General features: G+C 66.4%; 18 protein-coding genes and 1 tRNA gene. 12 read left to right on the forward strand and 7 right to left on the reverse strand.

The window, feature by feature from the left end:
- Positions 1-51: 51 nt before the first annotated feature.
- On the reverse strand, positions 52-1362 hold the full coding sequence (locus L1892_RS20505) for an acyltransferase (RefSeq protein ID WP_372475333.1): 1311 nt from the start codon (positions 1360-1362) through the stop codon (positions 52-54).
- Between the two features lie 264 nt (positions 1363-1626).
- Between L1892_RS20505 and L1892_RS20510 the strand changes: the two genes are divergently transcribed.
- Positions 1627-1699 (forward strand) — tRNA-Arg (locus L1892_RS20510).
- Between the two features lie 3 nt (positions 1700-1702).
- Here the strand turns inward: L1892_RS20510 and L1892_RS20515 are convergent.
- Positions 1703-2890, reverse strand: a complete 1188-nt coding sequence (locus L1892_RS20515) for an FUSC family protein (protein ID WP_235725500.1) — start codon at positions 2888-2890, stop codon at positions 1703-1705.
- Between the two features lie 70 nt (positions 2891-2960).
- On the opposite strand from L1892_RS20515, the gene L1892_RS20520 reads away from it, so the two are divergent.
- On the forward strand, positions 2961-3458 hold the full coding sequence (locus L1892_RS20520) for a MarR family winged helix-turn-helix transcriptional regulator (protein ID WP_372475334.1): 498 nt from the start codon (positions 2961-2963) through the stop codon (positions 3456-3458).
- Positions 3459-3501: 43 nt separating this feature from the next.
- Entirely contained in the window at positions 3502-4167 is a 666-nt protein-coding gene (locus L1892_RS20525; RefSeq protein ID WP_235725503.1) for a nitroreductase family protein, read from the forward strand.
- Here L1892_RS20525 and L1892_RS20530 read toward each other — a convergent pair.
- Positions 4127-5605 carry an MFS transporter gene (locus tag L1892_RS20530; protein WP_235725505.1) on the reverse strand — a complete coding sequence of 493 codons (1479 nt, stop codon included), beginning with the start codon at positions 5603-5605 and terminating at the stop codon, positions 4127-4129. The two genes, L1892_RS20525 and L1892_RS20530, sit on opposite strands and share 41 nt — an antisense overlap.
- A 56-nt stretch (positions 5606-5661) precedes the next feature.
- On the opposite strand from L1892_RS20530, the gene L1892_RS20535 reads away from it, so the two are divergent.
- From L1892_RS20535 to cobF, 4 genes are all read left to right on the forward strand, one after another.
- Entirely contained in the window at positions 5662-6102 is a 441-nt protein-coding gene (locus L1892_RS20535) for an SRPBCC family protein (protein WP_235725506.1), read from the forward strand.
- 257 nt (positions 6103-6359) lie between these two features.
- Complete coding sequence (locus tag L1892_RS20540; RefSeq protein ID WP_235725508.1) at positions 6360-7292, forward strand: sunset domain-containing protein; 933 nt, start codon at positions 6360-6362, stop codon at positions 7290-7292.
- Positions 7293-7327: 35 nt separating this feature from the next.
- Complete coding sequence (locus tag L1892_RS20545) at positions 7328-8146, forward strand: SDR family oxidoreductase (RefSeq protein ID WP_372475337.1); 819 nt, start codon at positions 7328-7330, stop codon at positions 8144-8146.
- Positions 8147-8152: 6 nt separating this feature from the next.
- On the forward strand, positions 8153-8908 hold the full coding sequence (gene cobF / locus L1892_RS20550) for a precorrin-6A synthase (deacetylating) (RefSeq protein WP_235725537.1): 756 nt from the start codon (positions 8153-8155) through the stop codon (positions 8906-8908).
- An 18-nt stretch (positions 8909-8926) separates the two neighbouring features.
- Here the strand turns inward: cobF and L1892_RS20555 are convergent, their stop codons facing one another.
- Positions 8927-9667, reverse strand: a complete 741-nt coding sequence (locus tag L1892_RS20555) for a 3'(2'),5'-bisphosphate nucleotidase CysQ (protein WP_235725511.1) — start codon at positions 9665-9667, stop codon at positions 8927-8929.
- A 25-nt stretch (positions 9668-9692) separates the two neighbouring features.
- Here L1892_RS20555 and L1892_RS20560 point away from each other — a divergent pair, with 25 nt between their 5' ends.
- Together L1892_RS20560 and L1892_RS20565 are read left to right on the forward strand one after the other, a co-directional pair.
- The gene (locus L1892_RS20560; protein WP_235725512.1) at positions 9693-10586 is read left to right on the forward strand and encodes an Fpg/Nei family DNA glycosylase; all 894 of its coding nucleotides are present in this window, start codon (positions 9693-9695) and stop codon (positions 10584-10586) included.
- Between the two features lie 106 nt (positions 10587-10692).
- Positions 10693-11442 carry an SDR family oxidoreductase gene (locus L1892_RS20565; protein WP_235725514.1) on the forward strand — a complete coding sequence of 250 codons (750 nt, stop codon included), beginning with the start codon at positions 10693-10695 and terminating at the stop codon, positions 11440-11442.
- 9 nt (positions 11443-11451) lie between these two features.
- Here L1892_RS20565 and L1892_RS20570 read toward each other — a convergent pair whose 3' ends face one another.
- Complete coding sequence (locus L1892_RS20570) at positions 11452-12066, reverse strand: hypothetical protein (RefSeq protein ID WP_235725516.1); 615 nt, start codon at positions 12064-12066, stop codon at positions 11452-11454.
- 52 nt (positions 12067-12118) lie between these two features.
- On the opposite strand from L1892_RS20570, the gene L1892_RS20575 reads away from it, so the two are divergent.
- Positions 12119-12670, forward strand: a complete 552-nt coding sequence (locus L1892_RS20575; protein ID WP_235725518.1) for a hypothetical protein — start codon at positions 12119-12121, stop codon at positions 12668-12670.
- A gap of 90 nt (positions 12671-12760) precedes the next feature.
- Here L1892_RS20575 and pgi read toward each other — a convergent pair whose 3' ends face one another.
- Positions 12761-14452, reverse strand: a complete 1692-nt coding sequence (pgi, locus tag L1892_RS20580) for a glucose-6-phosphate isomerase (protein ID WP_235725520.1) — start codon at positions 14450-14452, stop codon at positions 12761-12763.
- 76 nt (positions 14453-14528) lie between these two features.
- Positions 14529-14912: a chorismate mutase gene (locus L1892_RS20585; RefSeq protein ID WP_268900517.1), complete on the reverse strand. Its 384-nt coding sequence runs from the start codon at positions 14910-14912 to the stop codon at positions 14529-14531.
- Here L1892_RS20585 and L1892_RS20590 point away from each other — a divergent pair.
- The gene (locus L1892_RS20590; RefSeq protein ID WP_235725524.1) at positions 14911-16779 is read left to right on the forward strand and encodes a hypothetical protein; all 1869 of its coding nucleotides are present in this window, start codon (positions 14911-14913) and stop codon (positions 16777-16779) included. The genes L1892_RS20585 and L1892_RS20590 overlap by 2 nt on opposite strands.
- 116 nt (positions 16780-16895) lie before the next feature.
- Positions 16896-19406 carry a UvrD-helicase domain-containing protein gene (locus L1892_RS20595; protein ID WP_235725526.1) on the forward strand — a complete coding sequence of 837 codons (2511 nt, stop codon included), beginning with the start codon at positions 16896-16898 and terminating at the stop codon, positions 19404-19406.
- Positions 19407-19656: the final 250 nt, after the last annotated feature.

Raw genomic sequence — 19656 nt, forward strand, 5'->3', positions numbered from 1 at the left:
GCAGGAGGTACCTGAGCTATTTCGCAGATGTGACGACCAGGAAAACTGGCGTCACTTGTGTGAATTCTGAACGATCGTTGAAGATCGCTCGGCGCGGCGGAGTGGAATGCGGGGCCGGGCCACCAGCCAGCGGCTCAGCGGCGTCCGCAAGAGCAGGTCGACGACGACCAATGACAATGCCAACGTGACCACCACCAACGCGATGGACCGCAGCGCGGCCGAGTTGGGAAACCAGTCGAACAGTGCGGACATGAACCCGATCCGTGCCAGCACGTCCAGGATCAGTGGGTGGACGGCGAACACACCGAATGCGCGAATCGTCGCGATGCTGACCGCCCGCGCGCCCACCGAGCGGCCGGCGGCTCGCAGGTCGTCCCAGCCCATCGCCGCCAGCCACAACAGTGCGAGCCCGCCGATCAGCCACGGCAGGGTGGCGGGATTCCACGGTGTGTTGGCCTGCAGCGGGACGTCGCCCGGGGCGGTGGCCAGCAGATAGGCGGAGACGCTGAACGCGGTGCCGATCAATCCCGCTGCGATCACCCACACGACATGGTCGCGCAGCCACCGCTCGACCGCCTCATGGTGGTAAGCCGCGAGTGCGCCGATCGCGACGAACAAGGCGTACATCGGCAGCGTCTTCCACAGGTTCTCGTAGACGACTGTCCACGCGTCGCCGCTGGGCCGGGGGAGATACTGATACACCACGAACATCGACATCTGGATGGCCCCGGCCACCCCGAGCACTGCCCAGTGGCGGTTCTCGGTGCGACGCAACAGCCACGCGATGGCCGGGAAGGCCAGATAGATCTGCATCGAGATCAGCAGGAAGTAAAGCTGATATTTGCCCTGCCCGTCGACCATGTTCACGGCGAGGTCGCCGAAGAACTGACCGGGTGAACCGAACGGGTTGCCAGCGATCACCAGGTGATCGGTGATCGCGTAGATGATCGTCCACAGCAGATAGGGCCAGACGACGAGCCCGAAGCGGCGACGCCAGAAGGTGCGAGGCGCCATCGGCCGGTCGCGAGTGCTGAGCACCAGCACGAACAGGGTCACCGCGACGAAGCCGTAGCGCGTCAGGTGCAGCAGGGTGCCGACGAGGTTGCTGGACCGGATGACGTCCGGGGTGGTGTTGATTCCGTTGATGCTGTGCGCGATCACGACGCCGGTGAACAGCAGGACACGGACCAGGTCGGCGGTGTGGGCGCGCGCAGCCTTCGCCGACGGCGGCGCAGTGGCGGCTGTGGCTGGGCTGGGTGCCATCGTGGTGGTGCCGGGAGCGGAGACGCTGCCACGTGTCTCCGTCGGCGTCGTATCGGCGCCGTTGTGCAACTCCACCCCTCCTGGTCTTCCGACGGTCATGCGTCGCGCAGTTTACGGGCATTTCCTGGCAGGAGAATCAACAGATCTCACAGCCTGGCAGATTTTCGCTGGTCACAGCGGTGAACCGCACCGTAGTTGTGGTCTGGGACACAGGCGAGGTGGCGGTGACAGCCGCGCCTCGAGGTGCGGCCGGGGGCTGGCGATCGACGCGCTCCCCGGGTGTCCGCAGCCCACGGACGCGTCCATCAGGGTCGGGTGTGGGGTGCCGTACACTCCACTGTGTTCGATCGGTCCGGTCGATCCGCTCTCGTAGCTCAGGGGATAGAGCACGGCTCTCCTAAAGCCGGTGTCGCAGGTTCGAATCCTGCCGGGAGCACTGTCACATTCTTGCCGACCTCCGGTCGGTGTGCGCCCACTGTGTGGTTTCAGCAAGGTTCACGCGGGCGCACGGCGACATCCCTGCCGACCTCCGGCCCGGGTGGTCGCCGACCGAGATCGTCATCGCAGCCACCACGATCCCCAACACCACCCCGATGAGAGTGTCGGCGACCCGGTCGATCGCTGCTTGCGGGCTGAGGCCGGCACTCACGGCGATGAGCAGCAGCGCCATCGGAGTCACCGCCAGCGAGGTGACCGCGTAGTTCACCGGCGCCCAGATCTCCGCGATGACCTGACACGCCACGATCGCGATCACCGCACCCCAGTAGCCGAGACCCATACCCAGCAATGCCGCGGCGACGACGGCGCCGACGATGTTGCCGAGGAGGCGTTGTACGCCGCGTTGGACGGTCAGGTGATAGGAGACACCCTGCATCGCGGCGAGGGCGCCCATCGCGGCCCACATCGGATGTGAGAAACCGATGCCGACGGCGATGGCGGCACTCGCCGCAGTGGCAACCACGATTCGACCGCTGTTGACCAGCAAGTCGGGCTGCGGCCGACGGCGCAACGTGCGCCAGCGGGATTGGTAATGCACCGGTGTCGAGTCGATGGCCGTCGCGCGGTGCCGGCGCCAGATCCACGGTGCCAGCGATGCCCCCGCGCCGACAACGGTGCCCAGTGCTGTCGCGGAAAGTGCGCGCGTGAGATCCGTTGCGTCGTCGGTGAATCCCGTGGCGGCATTGGCCGCGAACACGAAGACGATCGCGCCAGGGCCGGTGATGTGCAGGGCGGCGACCCCGAGCGCGGCCACGCCTGCCAGTACCGAGATGGCGGCGATCTCGGCTGCCACCGGTGCGTCGGTGAGGCCCAGGACTGCGCCGACGCCCACCGACGTGACGATCCCGACCGCGAGCACTGCGAGACGACCGGCGCGGACCCGAAATGGATCCGCGCGGCAGAATGCGGCGATCAGAGCGCCCAACGCAGCGAGGCCGGCGACGTCGCGGTGCCCGGTCATCCCGCCGATGACGAGTGTGCAGGCCACCGCGAATCCCACCCGTAGCGGCGCGGCGACGCTCAGACGTGCGAGGTCTGCCGACAGCGTGGCCCGCCACACCGACGGCCGGAGCGCATGCGTCAGCGCGTCGTGACGGGCGCGCGCGTGCTCGACGAGGGATGTGGTCATGTCGTTACTTTATCACTATTTTAGTAGTGAAATAAATTGACGCGAGCCGGCAGGGCCTACGATGACGGCTGTGACCGGCCCAGAAGTGCCCGACCTCGTCGATCGGATCCAAGCCGAGTGGGCGAAGGCATACCCCGAGTTCGATATGCGCCCGATCGGCATCCTGGGCCGCATCCAGCATATTGCCACCGCGAGCAGCCACCACCTCGACCGCCAGCTCGAGCCGCATGGGGTGTCGAGATCGGAGTACGACGTGCTTGGAGCGTTGACTCGCTCTCCGCGGCCGCTCCGGGCCAGCGAGGTGGTCTCCACGACGATGCTCAGCGGCGCCTCGATCACCAAGATCACCGAAAATCTCGCCCGCCGCGGGTTGCTGGTGCGCCGGAAGTCCGAGCGCGACGGGCGGGTGGTGCTGCTCGAACCCACCGACGCCGGGCGGGCACTGGTCGACGCCGAACTACCGCGTCGTCTCGCCGACGACGAGGTCGCGTTGTCGGGGTTGACTGCGCACGAGCGGGAGTCACTGGCCGCGCTGTTGCGAAAAGTGTCGGCGGCGGTGCACGGCTGATCGGGTCGCTGACGGCGCCTGGCCTGCGGGGCATAGTGGACGCATGGAGCTCTACGACATCATGCGGACCACCTTCGCAGCGCGACAGTTCACCGACGACCCGCTACCCGACGACGTGCTGTGGCGCATCCTCGACAACGCGCGGTTCGCCCCCAGCGGCGGCAACCGTCAGGGAGCCCACATCATCGTCATCCGTGATGCCGAGATCAAGCAGCGTCTCAGCGAACTGGGTGAGCCGACGGTCCGACGCTATGTGGCGCAACGCAACGCGGGCGAGAACCCGTGGAATCCCGTTGTACCGACCGCAGTTGCGCCTGACATCATCGATGAAACCGCTGTCCCAGCGAGTTTCGTCGAGCCGATTCGCCGAGCTCCGGTGGTACTAGTTGTGTCGGTGGATCTGGGACGCGTTGCCGCGGTGGATCAGTTCCTCGACCGGGTGGGTGTGGTCAGTGGGGCGAGCGTCTACCCACTGGTCTGGAACATCCTGCTGGGTGCCAGAGCGGAGGGGTACGGCGGCAATCTCACGTCCATGGCGATCGCCCAGGAGCCGGCCGTCCGGGACCTGCTCGGATTACCGGCCGACCACGCGGTGGCAGCCGTCGTTCCGATCGGAAAACCGGTGAAACAGTTGACGAAACTGCGTCGACAGGCGGTCGACGAGTTCGTCACGATCGATCAGTACGACGGACCTGCTTTCCGGGGCTGACCGTGGCAGGCCGCACCGATGCGATCGCAGCGACAACGCCTGCGGCAGCAATCGCGGCAAACCCGAATCCGAGAAATCGTGCCGACGTGACCGCCGGGTTCGCGCCTGTGGAGACCGTCGCACCGACGCTCACGAGCAGTCCGGCCATCGCGGATCCGAAGGTGTTGGCGACCATCTGCACCGTGTTGACTCCGGCCGACGCCCGAGCCGCCTCGGTGTCGTCGCGGGTGATGGTCATGGCGGCGGTCGCGATGTGCGGGAACGCCATGCCGATGCCTGCTCCGGCGACGAACAGCGCGAGGAACCAGGCGGCGATGACCCCAGGGGTCGAAGCGAATTGGAGCGCTCCGTACCCCGCGAGACCGGCGCCGAGAACGCCCGGGCCCAGAATCCGCACCGCGGTGGCCCGCTCGCCGTTGGCCCACGTGGTGCTGGTCAGTTGCGCACTCGACCATCCCCAGGACAGGGCCGCCCCGAGCATGCCGGCGACCAGCGGTGGCATCCCGGCGATCTGCTGGCCGAACAGCGGAACAAAACCCTCGGCGGTCGAGCCGATGGCCAGCACCGCGATCGAGACGTATATCCACTTGAGGGGGTTGCCGATACGGTAGGTCAACCGCGGCAGTAATCCGGCGTCACCGCGACGGTCGACCACGATGAAGCCGATCGACAGCGCGGCCGCCACACCCAGGAGGATCAGTGGCACCCGTAACCCGTCTACGATGCCGGCCACCGACACGCAGACGGTGGCGGCTACGAGCCAGCCCAGCGAGGCCACCGGCAGTGATGCGGCGTCGGACTCAGCGCGCCGCCCCGCCGGCAACGCCCGCACCAATCCGCCCATCGCGGCAGACGCGATCACCAGCAGCCAAAAGGAACCCCGCCAAAACCCGACCTGGGCGAACAAGCCGCCCAGCAGCGGCCCGATGAGGTTGCCGACACCCCACATCGCTGATGCGAAACCCACGGCTCGCACCCAGAGGCGTTCGGGCAGTGCCACCCGGATGACAGCGAAGGACAGGCCCGTCAGCAGTCCGCCGCCCAGTCCCTGCAATCCGCGGCCAAGCAGCATGACCGGCATCACCGGACTCAGGGCACACACCAGCGAGCCGACACCGAACAGTCCGAAGGCCACGCGATATGCACCCCGCGCGCCCCAATGGGACAGCGTTCGCGTCACCAACATCGACGAGAACACCGAGGTGATCAGGAAGACCGTCATCACCCAGGCGTAGAGACGCTGGCCGCCGATCTCGGCAACGGCGGTCGGCAATGATGCCGCAGTCAGGTAGGTGTTGATGGCGAACACGGCGATGCCGCCTGCGAACACCGTGACCGCAGCGCGGTGACCACGGTCAAACAGTTCCCGCCAGGTTCCGGGTGTGGCAGAGTCGGGTGCGCCGGAACCGGGGGGCGTCGAGCGATCCTGATCCGGCATGTTCCGACGGATATCGGACCGTCGGGGTGTGGTCAAGAAGCAACCGGGAGGAAACAATGGGGACGATCCGCCACAGTTCGTCGGTGGAGGTGCCACGTGATCGGGTGTTCGCTTACATCAACGATCATCAGAATGTGCCGAATTTCTTCTTCGGGGTCACCAGATTCGTCCCGGTGACCGAGGCCACCGACGGCGTCGGATCGCAGTTCGCGGTAACCATGAAAGTGGGTCCCAAGACTCTGACCTCGACTGTGGAAACCGTGGAATGGGTCGAGAACGAACTCATTCGGCTTGAATCGGTCGAGGGATTCTCGGCCAACACCACCTGGAACTTCGTCGACGCCGGGGCCGGGACTCAGGTCGATGTCGAGTTCGTCTACACATTGCCGGGTGGCCTGGCCGGACGTGCCCTCGGCAGCCTGGTGGAACCGTTCGCCGGCCAAGCTGTCCGGCAGACCGACAAGAATCTCGTCGAGCAGGTTTCCCGGCTCGCCTGACGCAGGTGCTGCGGTCCGGAAATGGCGTCGCAGAATGTATTTGCGTCACAGATCGGCCAAAAATCCGCCTACGCGCAGCAGTGCAATGACAAGTCCTTACGTCTTGGTGCGAATTTGCCTGCGCGCGTTTACCGGTTGTCGGAGTGATATCGGTGTATGTTCGACTGGCAAATGAAACAGATTGGTATCTTGGGCGGTTCGTGCCGCCGTGGATGACAGGACCGATAGAACTTCGATGATGACGGAGTCGGGGTGCCATGATGACGAGAACGCGCAGACGAACACAGCGGACGGCCGGAATCGTGCTCGGCGCGACGATCGTGGCGAGTCACGTGCTCTTCGTGGCGTCGCAGGCCGGCGCGAATCCCATCGGTGTTGGTGCCTCCGGCGCTGACACGAATGCCGCCGACGAGACCGAGGGCAGCGACTGGTGGTGGCTGCTGGTCCCGTTCCTGCTCATTCTCGTGGGTCTGCTCCTGATCTGGTTGTTCACCACGTTCCGGCAGTCTGCAGCGCCGCGGACGGCCGCCACCGCGGAGCAGCCCGACGGTGAACCGGTCGCGGCCGCCGCCCAACGTCTCGACGAGGTCGGTCCGGAGGCCGCCGCGCCAGTCGAGAGCTTCCGGACGAAGCCGGCTGAGCAGGCAGAATCCGCGGCCGATGATGAGGTGACGATGGGCGAACCGCCCGCAGGGCTGCCATCGGAGGTGGAGTCGTCCGCGGCAGACAGCGGGACGGCGGACACGGTGGCAGCGGCCACCGGACCGGCGCCCGCGCAATCAGCCTCCGGTGCGGTGGCGGCGTCGGGCTCGGGTGACGGGCCCGCCACGGAGGTCAGCGATCTGACGATGCCGCTGTCCCTGGAAGAGCTCATGGCCGAGGACCTCAGCGAGGTCATGGCCCCGCCCGACGACGCGGAGTTGGGATTCGGTTCGGCACAGTCGGCCTCCGGAGACGGTGTCGGGTCGTATTACCGCGACGGTGAGAAGACCCCGGTGCCGCTCGGTGCGCACCTGCCCCTCGTCGACTCCGACCGCGCACCCGACGGCTACCCGGTGAAGGCATCGGCGTCCTCGGGCACGTATCACTTACCGGGGTCGTCGACCTACGATGCGGTGGCGCCCGACATCTGGTTCGCCAGCGAGTCGGCGGCGGCCGCGGCGCGCTTTCGTAGGTCCGACGCCGACTGACCGGCGTCGGCGACCGACGCGCTACGGTGTTCGTCGTGGGTGCATCACATTCCAAGGTCGTGCTGGTCACCGGGGCATCGAGCGGCATCGGGGCCGAAGTCGCGCGAGCGTTCGTCGAACGGGGTCACACCGTCTACGGCACCAGTCGACATCCCGAGACCGTGGCCGACCCGATCCGCGGTGTCAACTATGTCGCACTCGACAACGCCGACTACGACAGTGCCGAGGCATGTGTGGCGAAGGTCGGGGTGATCGACATCCTGGTCAACAACGCCGGCGAGAGCCAAGCCGGTGCACTGGAAGACACCTCGATGGAGTCGATCGAGAAACTGTTCGCGGTCAACGTCTTCGGGCCGATCGCATTGACGAAAGCGGTGCTGCCCGGTATGCGGGAGCGTGGCGCCGGCACCGTGGTGATGGTCGGATCGATGCTGTCCAGCTTCCCGGTGGCCTTCCGGTCCAATTACGCCGCAACGAAATCCGCGTTGAAAGCGTTTGCCTTCGCGACTCGTCGCGAGGTCGCCCCGTATGGCATCCGAATGATCTCAGTGGAGCCCGGCACGATCGCCACCGGTATCGGCGACCGGCGCAGCATCCACATCGGCGAGCACTCGCCGTATGCCGCCGAATACCAGACGTTGGCTGCCGCCACTCGCAAGAACGAAGACGCGGGGATCGATGCGGCCACGATGGCCCGGGTCATTGTCGACGCAGCTCTGGCCGAACACCCGAAACCTTTCTACGCCAAAGGCAATCAAGCCGGCTTGGTCTTCGCCTTGCGTCGTTTGCTGCCGCGCCAGTTCATCCTGGACATGACCGCACGCAAACACGGTCTTCCCAGGGTGCGGAGCTGAGCAATGATGCGGATCACGCTGCGGGTCATCGGCATCGGGCCCGGCAACCCGCGCCAACTCACGCTCGAGGCCGTCGACGCCCTGGCCGACGTCGATGTGTTCCTGCTTCTCGACAAGGGACAGACGAAGCAGTCGCTGGCCGATGCGCGACGGGAGATCCTGGCCCGGCACGCCGCGCCGACCCACCGCGTCGTCGAGGTCGTCGACCCGCCTCGTGATCGCAGCCCTGACGACTACGACGCCGAGGTCAGGCGCTGGCATCGGGCTCGCGCTGCCGTCCTCTCCGACGTGCTGACCGACGAACTCGTCGACGGTGGGGTCGCCGCCTTCCTGGTCTGGGGTGACCCAGCCCTCTACGACAGCACATTGCGGATCGTCGACGATCTGTGCGAACACTCCGAACTCGACATCGATGTCCGGGTGGTGCCCGGTGTGACCAGCGCCAGTGCGCTCACCGCCGCACATCGCATCACGGCCAACCGCATCGGGGAACCCATCCACATCACCACCGGGCGACGGCTGGCCGATACTCCGGTGGGCGCGGACGCCAACCAGATCGTCATGCTCGACGGCGATCTGACCTTCCGGCACACGGCAGACCCCGACGACCACATCTGGTGGGGAGCCTACGTGGGCACCGACGACGAGATCTTGATCTCCGGTCGCGTCGCCGACGTCGCCGAGCGGATCGTCACCGCCCGTGCGCAGGCCCGCGAGCGGATCGGATGGATCATGGACATCTATCTGCTGCGTAAGTCGTGACTTCCGCGGCCGCCGCCCTCACCAGATCTCGTCGATCACACCGAGAAGGTCATCGCGGATCTCCTTGCGGCAGATGACAAAATCCGGCATGTAAGGCTGGGGTCGGTTGTAGACGATGGGCGTCCCGTCGAGACGGCTGCAATGCAGACCCGCAGCCTGGGCGACACCCACCGGCGCGCAGTTGTCCCACTCGTACTGTCCGCCGGCGTGCACATACGCGTCGACGTCACCGCGCACCACCGCCATCGCCTTGGCACCGGCCGAACCGATGCCGATCATGCTCAGCGACAGTCGCCGCGACACCCATGCGCTCTCGTACGAGCCACCGTACCGAGACGCCGCCATGCGTCCGGTGAGCGGACCATCGGGCGCTGTGACGGTGTCGGATCGAAAAACCTCGCCCACCGCCGGCAGTGCGACGGCGGCATCGGTCACCCGTCCGTCGTGGGTCAACGCGACGTGGACAGCCCAGTCAGCGGAGCCGGCGGCGAACTCGCGCGTGCCGTCGAGCGGATCGATGATCCACACCCGCTCGGTGGTGGCTCGGTCACCGATGTCGGCGCCTTCCTCCGACAGCACCGCATCATGCGGACGATGGCGCACGACGACATTGGCGATCCACGCCTGGGCCATCGCGTCGCCGACGTCCCCGAGATGGCGTCCGGTCAGTAGGTCACCATGTCGGACGCCGAGAAGGATCTGACCCGCGCCCTCGGCGATGTGAGCCGCCAGGTCGGCGTCGGAAAGGCGCGAGATCATCCGTCTACTAGAGCACACTGGAGACATGCCTGAGCTTCCTGAGGTGGCGGCGATCGCCGACTACGTCGACGGACGAGCCGCCGGACTTCCGATCCGACGGGTCGACGTGGCCTCGCTGGCCGTGCTGAAAACCGCAGACCCGCCGTACAGCGCACTGGCCGGACGCATCGTCGAATCGGTCAGCCGGATCGGTAAGTACCTGATCATCCGGACCATGCCGGGACCCGACACCGCGAACTCTCCCGACCCGGTGATCGTGATGGTGATCCACCTGTCGCGGGCCGGTTGGCTGCGCTGGAGTGATGGCCTCTCGCAGACGCCACCGCGACCCGGGGGCAAGGGGCCGATCGCGTTGCGCGTGCATTGCGGGCTGCCGGGGGAGGGTTTCGACGTCACCGAGGCCGGCACGCAGAAACGTCTGGCCGTCTGGATCGTGCGTGAGGTCGGCGAGGTGGATCGCATCGCCACACTGGGACCGGACGTGCTCGCTGTCGGTCGCGACGAATTCGGCGCCATTCTGTCCGGCACGACCGGACGGATCAAGAACGTGCTGACCGATCAGCGTGTGTTGGCCGGCGTCGGCAACGCCTACTCCGACGAGATCCTGCACACGGCCAAGCTGTCACCGTTCGCGTCGGCCAAGTCGCTGAGCCCCGAGCAGATCGATGCCCTGTACAACGGGGTGCACTCAGTGCTGACCGACGCCATCGGGCGTCTGGAAGGTCAGACGGTGGCGAGGCTGAAGTCGGAGAAACGCACCGGCTTACGGGTGCACGCCCGTACCGGACTGCCGTGTCCGGTGTGCGGTGAGACGATTCGCGAAGTCGCCTTCGCCGACCGGTCGTTCCAGTACTGCCCGACGTGTCAGACCGGCGGAAAGGTATTGGCCGACCGTCGGATGTCGCGGTTGCTGAAATGAGTCGCGGTGTACGGCTCCTCGTCGTCGACGGCACCGGAATCGTCGAGACCGACCCGCGCATGCTCCGCGACGGCAACACCAGGTCTCCCCGGTAGGTTGGGGAACCGTGACCGCAACGACACGGCAGAGGATCCTGATCACCGGCGCGAGTTCCGGACTCGGCGAGGGAATGGCCCGCCGGTTCGCCGCAGAGGGCCGCGCGCTGGCATTGTGTGCCCGGCGGCTCGATCGTCTCGACGAGCTGGCCTCCGAGCTGCAACCCGCCGCTGCCCAGGTGGTCACCGCGCAGCTCGACGTGACCGATACCGAATCGGTTGCATCGGTTTTCGCGCGGCTCGCCGACGAACTCGGTGGTCTGGACCGGGTCGTCGTCAATGCCGGGTTGGGCAAGGGAGCGCCCATCGGTACGGGCAATGCGGCCGCGAACATCGAGACCGTGCAGACGAACCTGGTGGGTGCGCTGGCACAGGTCGAGGCCGCTCTCGAGATCTTTCGGGCACAGGGCCGCGGGCATCTGGTGCTGGTCAGTTCGATGAGCGCGATCCGCGGTCTGCCGAAAGCCCAAGCCGCCTATTCGGCATCAAAGGCGGGACTCTCCGCTCTGGGGCAGGGCCTCCAAGCCGAATTCGCCGATTCGCCCATCAGCGTCTCCGTGCTGCTGCCCGGCTACATCGAGACCGACATCAACCGCGGTGTGCGGACAGCGCTGATGACCGACACCGACACCGGCGTCGCCGCGATGGTCGCGGCCATCGAGAAGGAATCGGCATGGGCTCCGGTTCCGGCGTGGCCATGGCGACCGATTGCGCTGGCATTGCGCCATCTCCCGTCAGCCATCACTCGCCGAATGGTGTGACAAGGCAGATCAACCCGCGGCCGACGTCGACGGTGCCGCGGACGCCCCGGGCAGTGCCCATGACACCGGCGCCCGCTGGTAGTCCAGCGACACGTCCGATGTCGTGTCGGCCCAATAGATCACCTGCTCGACTCGCTCGCCGGCGTCGGCCACCGAGATCAGGCAGGTGCTGTACGACTCGCCGCGGCGCATCCGTTCGGGCGGTGCGGTGTCGGGACAGTCGGTGAGCCCCGGGACCGGCGCGCGGGTCAGGGTGGGCGCCCGACCGTCGGGACTGCCGCTGAGTCCGATGACCGACGGGGCCGCCGTCGGCCGCCGGGTCAGCGACGTCACCGTCACGTAGAGGAAGTACGGCGTGCCCCCGTCGCTGATGTCGTCTGGGACGCCTTCGGCCGGGGTGATTCCGGTAACGGTGAACATCGCACGCGGCCCGGTTGCGTCGAACGCATCCGCGGGTAGTACGGCGGTGTCCCCGAAGTCCAGGGCAGTGCCGGGGGCGGTGCCCTCGACCGGACCGGCCGGAACGGTCACCGCTGCGGTGGTGGGCACCGACGTCGGTGTGGGTGTTTCGGTCGATGTGGAGGTGGCGCAGCCGGGGACGACCAGCGTGCCGGCTGCGATCATGGCGACGACCACACGCCGCGTCGGCGACAGGGTCCTCGTAAGTGGCCTCACGATGCGTAAGGTAGCCGATGTGTCGGCCAAGCAGGGACAGGTTGTGGCTCATGGCGCGTTCCAGGTGTTCGGGGAGCGGCGCCAGGGTGAGGTCAGCGAGGTGTTGACGGACGTCTTCGGGCGCGATGACGTCTCGGCGTTGGGTGCGGACTGGCGGGGCATCGTCTATTTCACCCTCGACGAGGATGACGAGATCCCGGCGGACACGGTGGTCGGCTTCGATCCGTCCAGTGGCAGCAGTGGCCCGCTCGCGTCGGTGGGCGAGGTCCTCGCTGCGGTCCGCAACGGTGACATCGCGGATGCGGTGGATGCGGCGAGTTTCGACGCGTGGCGCACCGCCACCGGTCAACGCTCGATCGACATGGGCGACTGTGTGCCGCCGTCGGTGCACGAATTCATGGGTGGCGACCCCGCCGAGCGATCAACCGAACCCCAGGATCTGGTCACGTTCATCGCGGTGGCCGCCGCACTGATGGGGCGCCTCGAACAGCTCGGGGTACAGCCGGGCGACGAGATCCCCGACGAAGTCTTCGACGAATCCCGTTGGCAGTAGCGTCCCCTGACTCCTGACGAGCCATGCGCTGGCCGACCCTTGCCCTGATCGCTGAGGAACGAGGCGCTAGCCGAGTGTCACGAAGGGCACTCAGGCCGAGCGGCCGCGGTGGGTGCGGTACCACCGCACCAGCTCGTCGGTCGACGAATCGCCTTGTGCCGCCGGAGATGCCTCATCGACGATGACGCCAAGCAGTTCCTTTGCCTGGGTCTTTCCGAGTTCGACACCCCATTGATCGAACGGGTTGATGCCCCAGATCGCTCCTTCGACGAACACCTGATGCTCATAGAGAGCCACCAGCTGCCCGATCACCGACGGCGTCAGCTTCGGGGCGAGGATCGAGGTGGACGGCCGATTGCCGGGCATCACCTTGTGGGCCACCACATTCGGAGCTACACCTTCGGCGGCGATCTCGTCTGCGGTCTTGCCGAAGGCGAGCACCTTGGTCTGCGCGAAGTAGTTGCTCATCAGTAGGTCGTGCATGGAGCCGGTGCCGTCGGCGGTGGGTAGGTCGTCGGTGGGTTCGGCGAAGCCGATGAAGTCTGCCGGCACCATCCGGGTGCCCTGATGGAGTAGTTGGTAGAACGCGTGCTGTCCGTTGGTTCCGGGCTCGCCCCAGAAGATCTCACCGGTCTCGGTGGTCACATGATGCCCGTGGGCGGTGACCGACTTGCCGTTGGACTCCATGGTCAGCTGCTGCAGGTATGCCGCGAAGCGCGCCATGTCGTTGGAGTAGGGGAGTACCGCCCGAGTCTGCGCATCCCAGAAGTTGTTGTACCAGAGTCCGATCAGACCGAGCAGGACTGGCGCGTTGCGTTCCAGCGGGGCAGTCCGGAAGTGTTCGTCGACGATGTGGAAGCCGTCGAGGAACTCGGCGAACCGCTCCTTGCCGATCGCCGCCATCACCGACAACCCGATCGCGGAGTCCACCGAGTAGCGCCCGCCCACCCAGTCCCAGAAGCCGAACATGTTTGCCGTGTCGATGCCGAACTTCGCGACCTCGTCGGCGTTGGTGCTGACTGCGACGAAATGTCTGGCCACCGCATCGGGGCCGGCGCCCAGGGCGTCGAGCAGCCAGGTACGTGCGGCGGCGGCATTGGTCAACGTCTCCAGGGTCGTGAACGTCTTGGAGGCGATGATGAACAGCGTTGTCTCCGCATCGAGGTCGGCGAGGGTCCCGACCATGTCCGCGGGATCGACATTGGAGACGAAGTGACACCGGATGTCGGTGTCGACGTAGTGCCGTAGTGACTGATACACCATCACTGGTCCGAGGTCCGAGCCGCCGATACCGATGTTCACGACGTCGGTGATCTTCTTGCCGGTGTGGCCCCGCCACTCGCCACTGCGGAGACGGTCGGTGAATTCGCCCATCGCGGTGAGGACTTCATGTACGTCGGCGACCACATCCTGACCGTCCACGGTGAGGGTGGCGTTGGCGGGCAGTCGAAGTGCGGTGTGCAGGACCGCACGGTCCTCGGAGGTGTTGATGTGTGCGCCCGCGAACATCTCGTCGCGGCGCTCCTCGAGACCGGCTTCGCGCCCCAGACTGCACAGCAGCTCGATGGTCTCCCGAAGCACCCGATGCTTGGAGTAGTCGATGTGCAGGTCGCCCACGTCGAGGGTCAATTCGCGTCCGCGGTCCGGGTCGACCGCGAAGACCTCACGCAGGTGCATGGCGAACACGTGGGGCTGATGTGCGGCGAGAGCCTGCCAGGATGCGGTGGCGGTGATGTCGTCGTGGTCACTGATCTCGAGGTCGCTGCCGGAGACGTCGCTCATGGTTTCACCCTATGCTGTCGGGACCCGCCTCGCGACGTGCCGGCCACGCCACCCGGTGGGGCGATGCGGCGTTCGGTCAGCGTCCGAGCGGTCCGCGTCCCAGGCGCAACAACAGCATTGCCAACGTGTGGCCCTCTTGCCCGAGCTCGGCGAAGCGGTCGAGAACCTTCACCTCACGACTGTGCACCAACCGTGGGCCGCCGGAGGCCATCCGCGCTGCGCCGATCTTCTTCGACACCGCTGACCGTCGCTTGATGGCGGCGAGGATCATCGCATCGAGTCGGTCGATCTCCAGGCGCAGTTCATCGATGTCATCGGCCAACGTCGACACGTCGTCGGAGAGGTCATAGGCGTCCACATCGAACGGGGTGGCTGCGGTGGCTCGCTCGTCGGGGGTGTTGGCGTCGGTCACCCGGTCGATTTTGCCACGTGCCCGCCGCGACGTGAGACTGGACCGCATGCTGAGCAGGCGGACGATCTCGTCGGTGGCGATCGCGCTGATCGTGGCACAACTGGTGGTTCGTGGCTGGCTCGCCGCGACGGGCAACTTCTACTGGGACGACCTCGTGCTGATCGGCCGTGCGTCGTCGAATCCGATCCTGAGTTGGGACTACCTCGGGCACAGTCATGACGGGCATTTCATGCCGGCCGCCTTTCTGGTGGCCGGGGTGTCCACGGTGGTCGCGCCGGTCGATTGGCTGATACCGGCGGTGACCCTTGTGGCGTTGCAGGCGCTCGCCTCGCTGGCTGTGTGGCGGATGATCCGGGTGTTGGCGCCGCGGGCCGGGATCGGTGCGCTGGCGGCCTTGGCGTTCTACTTGTTCACGCCCATGACGGTGCCGGCCTTCGCGTGGTGGGCGGCAGCACTGAACTCGTTGCCGCTGCAGGCCGCGATGGCGTGGATCGTCGCCGACGCGGTGCTGCTGGTGCGGTCGCGTGGTCGCCGGCCCGATGCCCGATTGATCGTGATCCGGTCCGCGGTGGTTTTCGTCGTGGCACTGGCGTTCTTCGAGAAATCGCTGTTCATCCTGCCGGTCGCGTTCGCGGCCGCCACATTGAGCGCCCGGACCGCCGTCCGAACACCCCCGACCGGCACCGCGCCGGGTGCCGAATCGGACCGCCGGGACGTCCCGGCAGCGGATTCGGCATTGATCCGTGCCTTCACCGGGGCCCGCACACTGTGGGTGGTGCTCAGTGGGGTGTTCGTGGTCTGGCTGATCGTCTTCTTCTCGGTGTCCGACGCCACCGCCGGTGAGCACTCGATCAGTCAGACCCTGCGCCTGGTGTGGCGATCGATCAACAATGCCGTGGTCCCGTCGTTCGCGGGCGGACCGTGGGAGTGGGAGCGGTGGGTGCCGAGCCCGCCGATGGGTTTCGCGCCCGTGTGGATGATCGTGCTCGGGTGGCTGGTGATCGCGGCGCTGGTCGTGTGGGCGGTCAGGACCCGGCACGGTGCGGCAGCGGTGGTGGCTTGCGCAGCCGGTTATGTCGTGGTGGCGCAGCTCCCGGTTATGTGGAACCGTTCGAGCGCGAACACGGCGTTGGAACTGGCCCAGACGATGCGCTACCTACCCGACACCGCAGTGGTGATCACCATCGCGATCGCGCTGATCGTCGGGTCGGGCGCACGGCAGCATCCGGCGGGGCGACATGTCGGTGAACGATCCGAGCGTGGGCAGACCGGTGTCGCAGTCGTCGCGCTCGTCGGTGCGTTTGCAGTGGCCTCGGCGATGGTTTCGCTGGCGTCCTTCTCGTCGTCGTGGCGCGACGACCCCACCGGCGACTACCTGGCCAACGCCAAACAGGCTCTGGCACGCAACCAGGACCACACCATGTTCGATCAGGCCCTGCCGTTGGAGGTACTGCTGCCGGTGGCCTACCCGAACAACCAGATCAGCCACACGTTCGGACGTCTGCGCGAGCGTCCGGACTTCGGCGTGACCACCGACCGGCTCATGGTGCTCGACAACAGTGGCCACATGGTCGAGGGAGCGGTGACGCCGGCCCGCACGATCGAGCCCGGCAGCGGCGCTTGTGACCGACCGGAGATCGACGGTCCCACGGAGCTGTCCCTGTCCGGGCCGCTGCTGCAGTGGCGGTGGACGATCGCGGTCGGCTACTGCGCGAACATGCCGGGGCAGATCGAGATGGCCCTCGACGACGGACCTGCTCAGCGGGTGGATGTGCAAGCGGGTCTGCACGTCGTCTACGTCCAGCTCGAAGGCCGTGGGCGCGGAATCTCCGTGCGGCCGCTGACCCCCGACTTGGCATTGCACACCGGGGAGGGGCGGGTCGGCGAGGTGGCCGACGCCCGTCTCGTCGGCTGAGGCGACGCAGCGCGCAGGGACGGGTACGGTCCAACGGTCCTGGTCAGGGCGCGCCGGCGACGTCGTTCGACAGGCTCAGCGGGTCTGTCGGCAGTCGGGGGTAGCCTTGTTTCCTGATGACAAGCTCTATCCGCGAGACGGCCGGGGGCTCCGCAGGAGCCCGTGACGAGGCCGCGCCCGATGACCCCACCGCCCGCCTGCTCGACGGTCTCAACCCGCCACAGCGCGCGGCGGTGCTGCACGCCGGATCGCCCCTGCTCATCGTGGCCGGCGCGGGATCGGGCAAGACCGCGGTGCTCACCCGGCGGATCGCCTACCTGCTCGCCGAGCGAGACACCACTCCCGGGCAGATCCTCGCGATCACGTTCACCAACAAGGCGGCTGCCGAGATGCGTGAGCGGGTCATCGACCTGGTGGGTCCGCGTGCGGCCTACATGTGGGTCTCGACCTTCCACTCCACCTGCGTGCGGATACTGCGGGCGCAGTCGGCGCTGTTGGGCAAGCGGAACTCTAATTTCTCGATCTACGACTCGGATGACTCGAAACGCTTGCTGGGCATGATCATCCGCGACATGGATCTCGACCCGAAGAAGTTCAGTGCACGCGGCGTGGCGGTCAGCATCTCCAACCTCAAGAACGAGTTGATCGCCCCGGATGAGGCCCTGGCGGCGGCGACCGACGACGAGCCGGCGGCCCTGGTGATCGCCCAGATTTATGCGGAGTACCAGCGGCGGCTGCTGTCGGCCAATGCGTTCGACTTCGACGACCTCATCGGCGAGACGGTGTCGTTGCTGCAGCGTCACCCGGAGGTGGCCGAATACTATCGCCGGCGCTTCCGGCACGTGATGGTCGACGAGTACCAGGACACCAACCACGCCCAGTACGTGTTCGTCCGGGAGCTCGTGGGGGACGAGAACACGGACTCGACGGTGTCCCCGTCGGAGCTGTGCGTCGTCGGTGACGCGGATCAGTCGATCTATGCCTTCCGCGGCGCCACCATCCGCAACATCGAGGAATTCGAGCGGGACTTCCCGAATGCCGAGACGATCCTGCTGGAGCAGAACTATCGCTCCACACAGACGATTCTGTCCGCGGCCAATGCAGTGATCGCCCGCAACCAGAATCGGCGCGACAAGAGACTCTGGACCGATTCCGGTGACGGCGAGCTGATCGTCGGGTATGTGGCCGACTCCGACCGCGACGAGTCGCTGTTCATCGCCAAGGAGATCGAGGATCTCACCGACTACTCGATCGGCGGCTCGTCGAGCCATTCGTACTCCGACATCGCCGTGTTCTATCGCACCAACACCGGATCCCGGCCACTGGAGGAGGTGTTCGTCCGGCACGGAATCCCGTACAAGGTGGTGGGTGGCACCAAGTTCTATGAGCGCAAGGAAGTACGTGACGTCGTCGCCTACCTTCGTGTGGTGGCCAATCCCGACGACTCGGTGAGTCTGCGGCGCATCCTGAACACCCCGCGCCGCGGCATCGGCGATCGTGCCGAAGCATGTGTGGCCGTGCATTCGGAGAACATGGGGATCAGCTTCTATGAAGCGCTGCTGGAGGGGGCCGAGGGCAAGGTTCCGCTGTTGAACACGCGTGCGGTGAAACAGATCGGCGGATTCGTCGATCTCATCGAGGGGCTCCGCAACGATTTCGTGGCAAGGTTCGGTGGAGCGGGCGAGGCCGGTGAGGATGTTGCCGTCGTGGACGCCACGGAGGAGGGTGCCGACATCGGTGAGTTGGTCGACGCCATCGTCGAGCGCACCGGGTATCGCGCCGAACTCGAGGCATCCCGGGACCCGCAGGATGGTGCCCGCCTCGACAACATCAACGAACTCGTTGCCGTCGCAAGGGAATTCAGTGCAGATGCGGCAGGGCTGGCCGCAGCCGACGACATCGACCTCGATGGCCTCGACGCGGACGCCGCCGAGGCTGCCGAGGCCGCCGAAGGGCAGCCGGAACCCGGATCGCTGGCCGCCTTCCTGGAGAAGGTGTCACTCGTCGCCGACGCCGATCAGGTGCCTGACGAGGGTGACGGTGTGGTGACGTTGATGACGCTGCACACCGCCAAAGGTCTCGAGTTCCCGGTAGTGTTCGTGACCGGTTGGGAGGATGGACATTTCCCGCACATGCGCGCCCTTGGCGATCCGGCCGAACTCAGCGAGGAGCGCCGTCTCGCCTATGTGGGTATCACGCGTGCAAAGGAACGTCTGTATCTCACCCGGTCGATGACCCGGGCGTCTTGGGGGCAGCCGGTGTCCAACCCGGAATCTCGTTTCCTGCAAGAGATACCGCAGCATCTGCTCGACTGGCGACGCACCGAGCCACGCCGATCGACAAGCCGCCATCTCGGTTCTTCCGGTGGGGTATTCGGGCGCGGGGACTCGGGTTTCGGCAGCGATCGACTCGGCCGGTCCTCGTACTCCTCGGATCCCACCCGCGGTCGCAACAAACAGGTGCACTATGACGTCGGCGACCGCATCAATCATCCCAAGTACGGGATGGGCAAAGCAGTGGAGAAGCAGGGCAATGGTGCGACCGAGCGAATCACCTTCGACTTCGGTGGCAACGTCGGGCGGGTCACGCTACTGACCGCTGGTGGTCTCCCCGGCGACAAACTTTAGCCCGGCCTCCCGCAAACGCACCACAGGCTCCCAACGCGCTCAGCACGGAAGCCGACAGAACCAACCCGGTTTCGCGCCGACAGAACCCAAGAATTCGCCGACAGAACCTTCAGGTTCTGGCGAAACTTTCTTGGGCTCAAGTGGTCACCGCAACAGCCTGTCTGTTGGAGGTTGCTGGTGGCGAACAATCGTGTGCCCGCGGTGAAGCGTGAGCGGTTTTGGGTAGCTCTCGGGGAGGGTAGTTCGGTGG

The sequence above is a fragment of the Gordonia tangerina genome, from assembly GCF_021556435.1.
Taxonomy (GTDB): domain Bacteria; phylum Actinomycetota; class Actinomycetes; order Mycobacteriales; family Mycobacteriaceae; genus Gordonia; species Gordonia tangerina.

What these genes read in the sequence shown, in the direction of transcription:
- L1892_RS20505 (WP_372475333.1), bottom strand. Translation starts at nt 1,362, where the DNA reads ATGACCGTCGGAAGACCAGGAGGGGTGGAGTTGCACAACGGCGCCGAT.
- L1892_RS20515 (WP_235725500.1), bottom strand. Translation starts at nt 2,890, where the DNA reads ATGACCACATCCCTCGTCGAGCACGCGCGCGCCCGTCACGACGCGCTG.
- L1892_RS20525 (WP_235725503.1), top strand. Translation starts at nt 3,502, where the DNA reads ATGGAGCTCTACGACATCATGCGGACCACCTTCGCAGCGCGACAGTTC.
- L1892_RS20530 (WP_235725505.1), bottom strand. Translation starts at nt 5,605, where the DNA reads ATGCCGGATCAGGATCGCTCGACGCCCCCCGGTTCCGGCGCACCCGAC.
- L1892_RS20535 (WP_235725506.1), top strand. Translation starts at nt 5,662, where the DNA reads ATGGGGACGATCCGCCACAGTTCGTCGGTGGAGGTGCCACGTGATCGG.
- L1892_RS20540 (WP_235725508.1), top strand. Translation starts at nt 6,360, where the DNA reads ATGATGACGAGAACGCGCAGACGAACACAGCGGACGGCCGGAATCGTG.
- cobF (WP_235725537.1), top strand. Translation starts at nt 8,153, where the DNA reads ATGCGGATCACGCTGCGGGTCATCGGCATCGGGCCCGGCAACCCGCGC.
- L1892_RS20555 (WP_235725511.1), bottom strand. Translation starts at nt 9,667, where the DNA reads ATGATCTCGCGCCTTTCCGACGCCGACCTGGCGGCTCACATCGCCGAG.
- L1892_RS20560 (WP_235725512.1), top strand. Translation starts at nt 9,693, where the DNA reads ATGCCTGAGCTTCCTGAGGTGGCGGCGATCGCCGACTACGTCGACGGA.
- L1892_RS20570 (WP_235725516.1), bottom strand. Translation starts at nt 12,066, where the DNA reads ATGATCGCAGCCGGCACGCTGGTCGTCCCCGGCTGCGCCACCTCCACA.
- L1892_RS20575 (WP_235725518.1), top strand. Translation starts at nt 12,119, where the DNA reads ATGCGTAAGGTAGCCGATGTGTCGGCCAAGCAGGGACAGGTTGTGGCT.
- pgi (WP_235725520.1), bottom strand. Translation starts at nt 14,452, where the DNA reads ATGAGCGACGTCTCCGGCAGCGACCTCGAGATCAGTGACCACGACGAC.
- L1892_RS20590 (WP_235725524.1), top strand. Translation starts at nt 14,911, where the DNA reads ATGCTGAGCAGGCGGACGATCTCGTCGGTGGCGATCGCGCTGATCGTG.
- L1892_RS20585 (WP_268900517.1), bottom strand. Translation starts at nt 14,912, where the DNA reads ATGCGGTCCAGTCTCACGTCGCGGCGGGCACGTGGCAAAATCGACCGG.
- L1892_RS20595 (WP_235725526.1), top strand. Translation starts at nt 16,896, where the DNA reads ATGACAAGCTCTATCCGCGAGACGGCCGGGGGCTCCGCAGGAGCCCGT.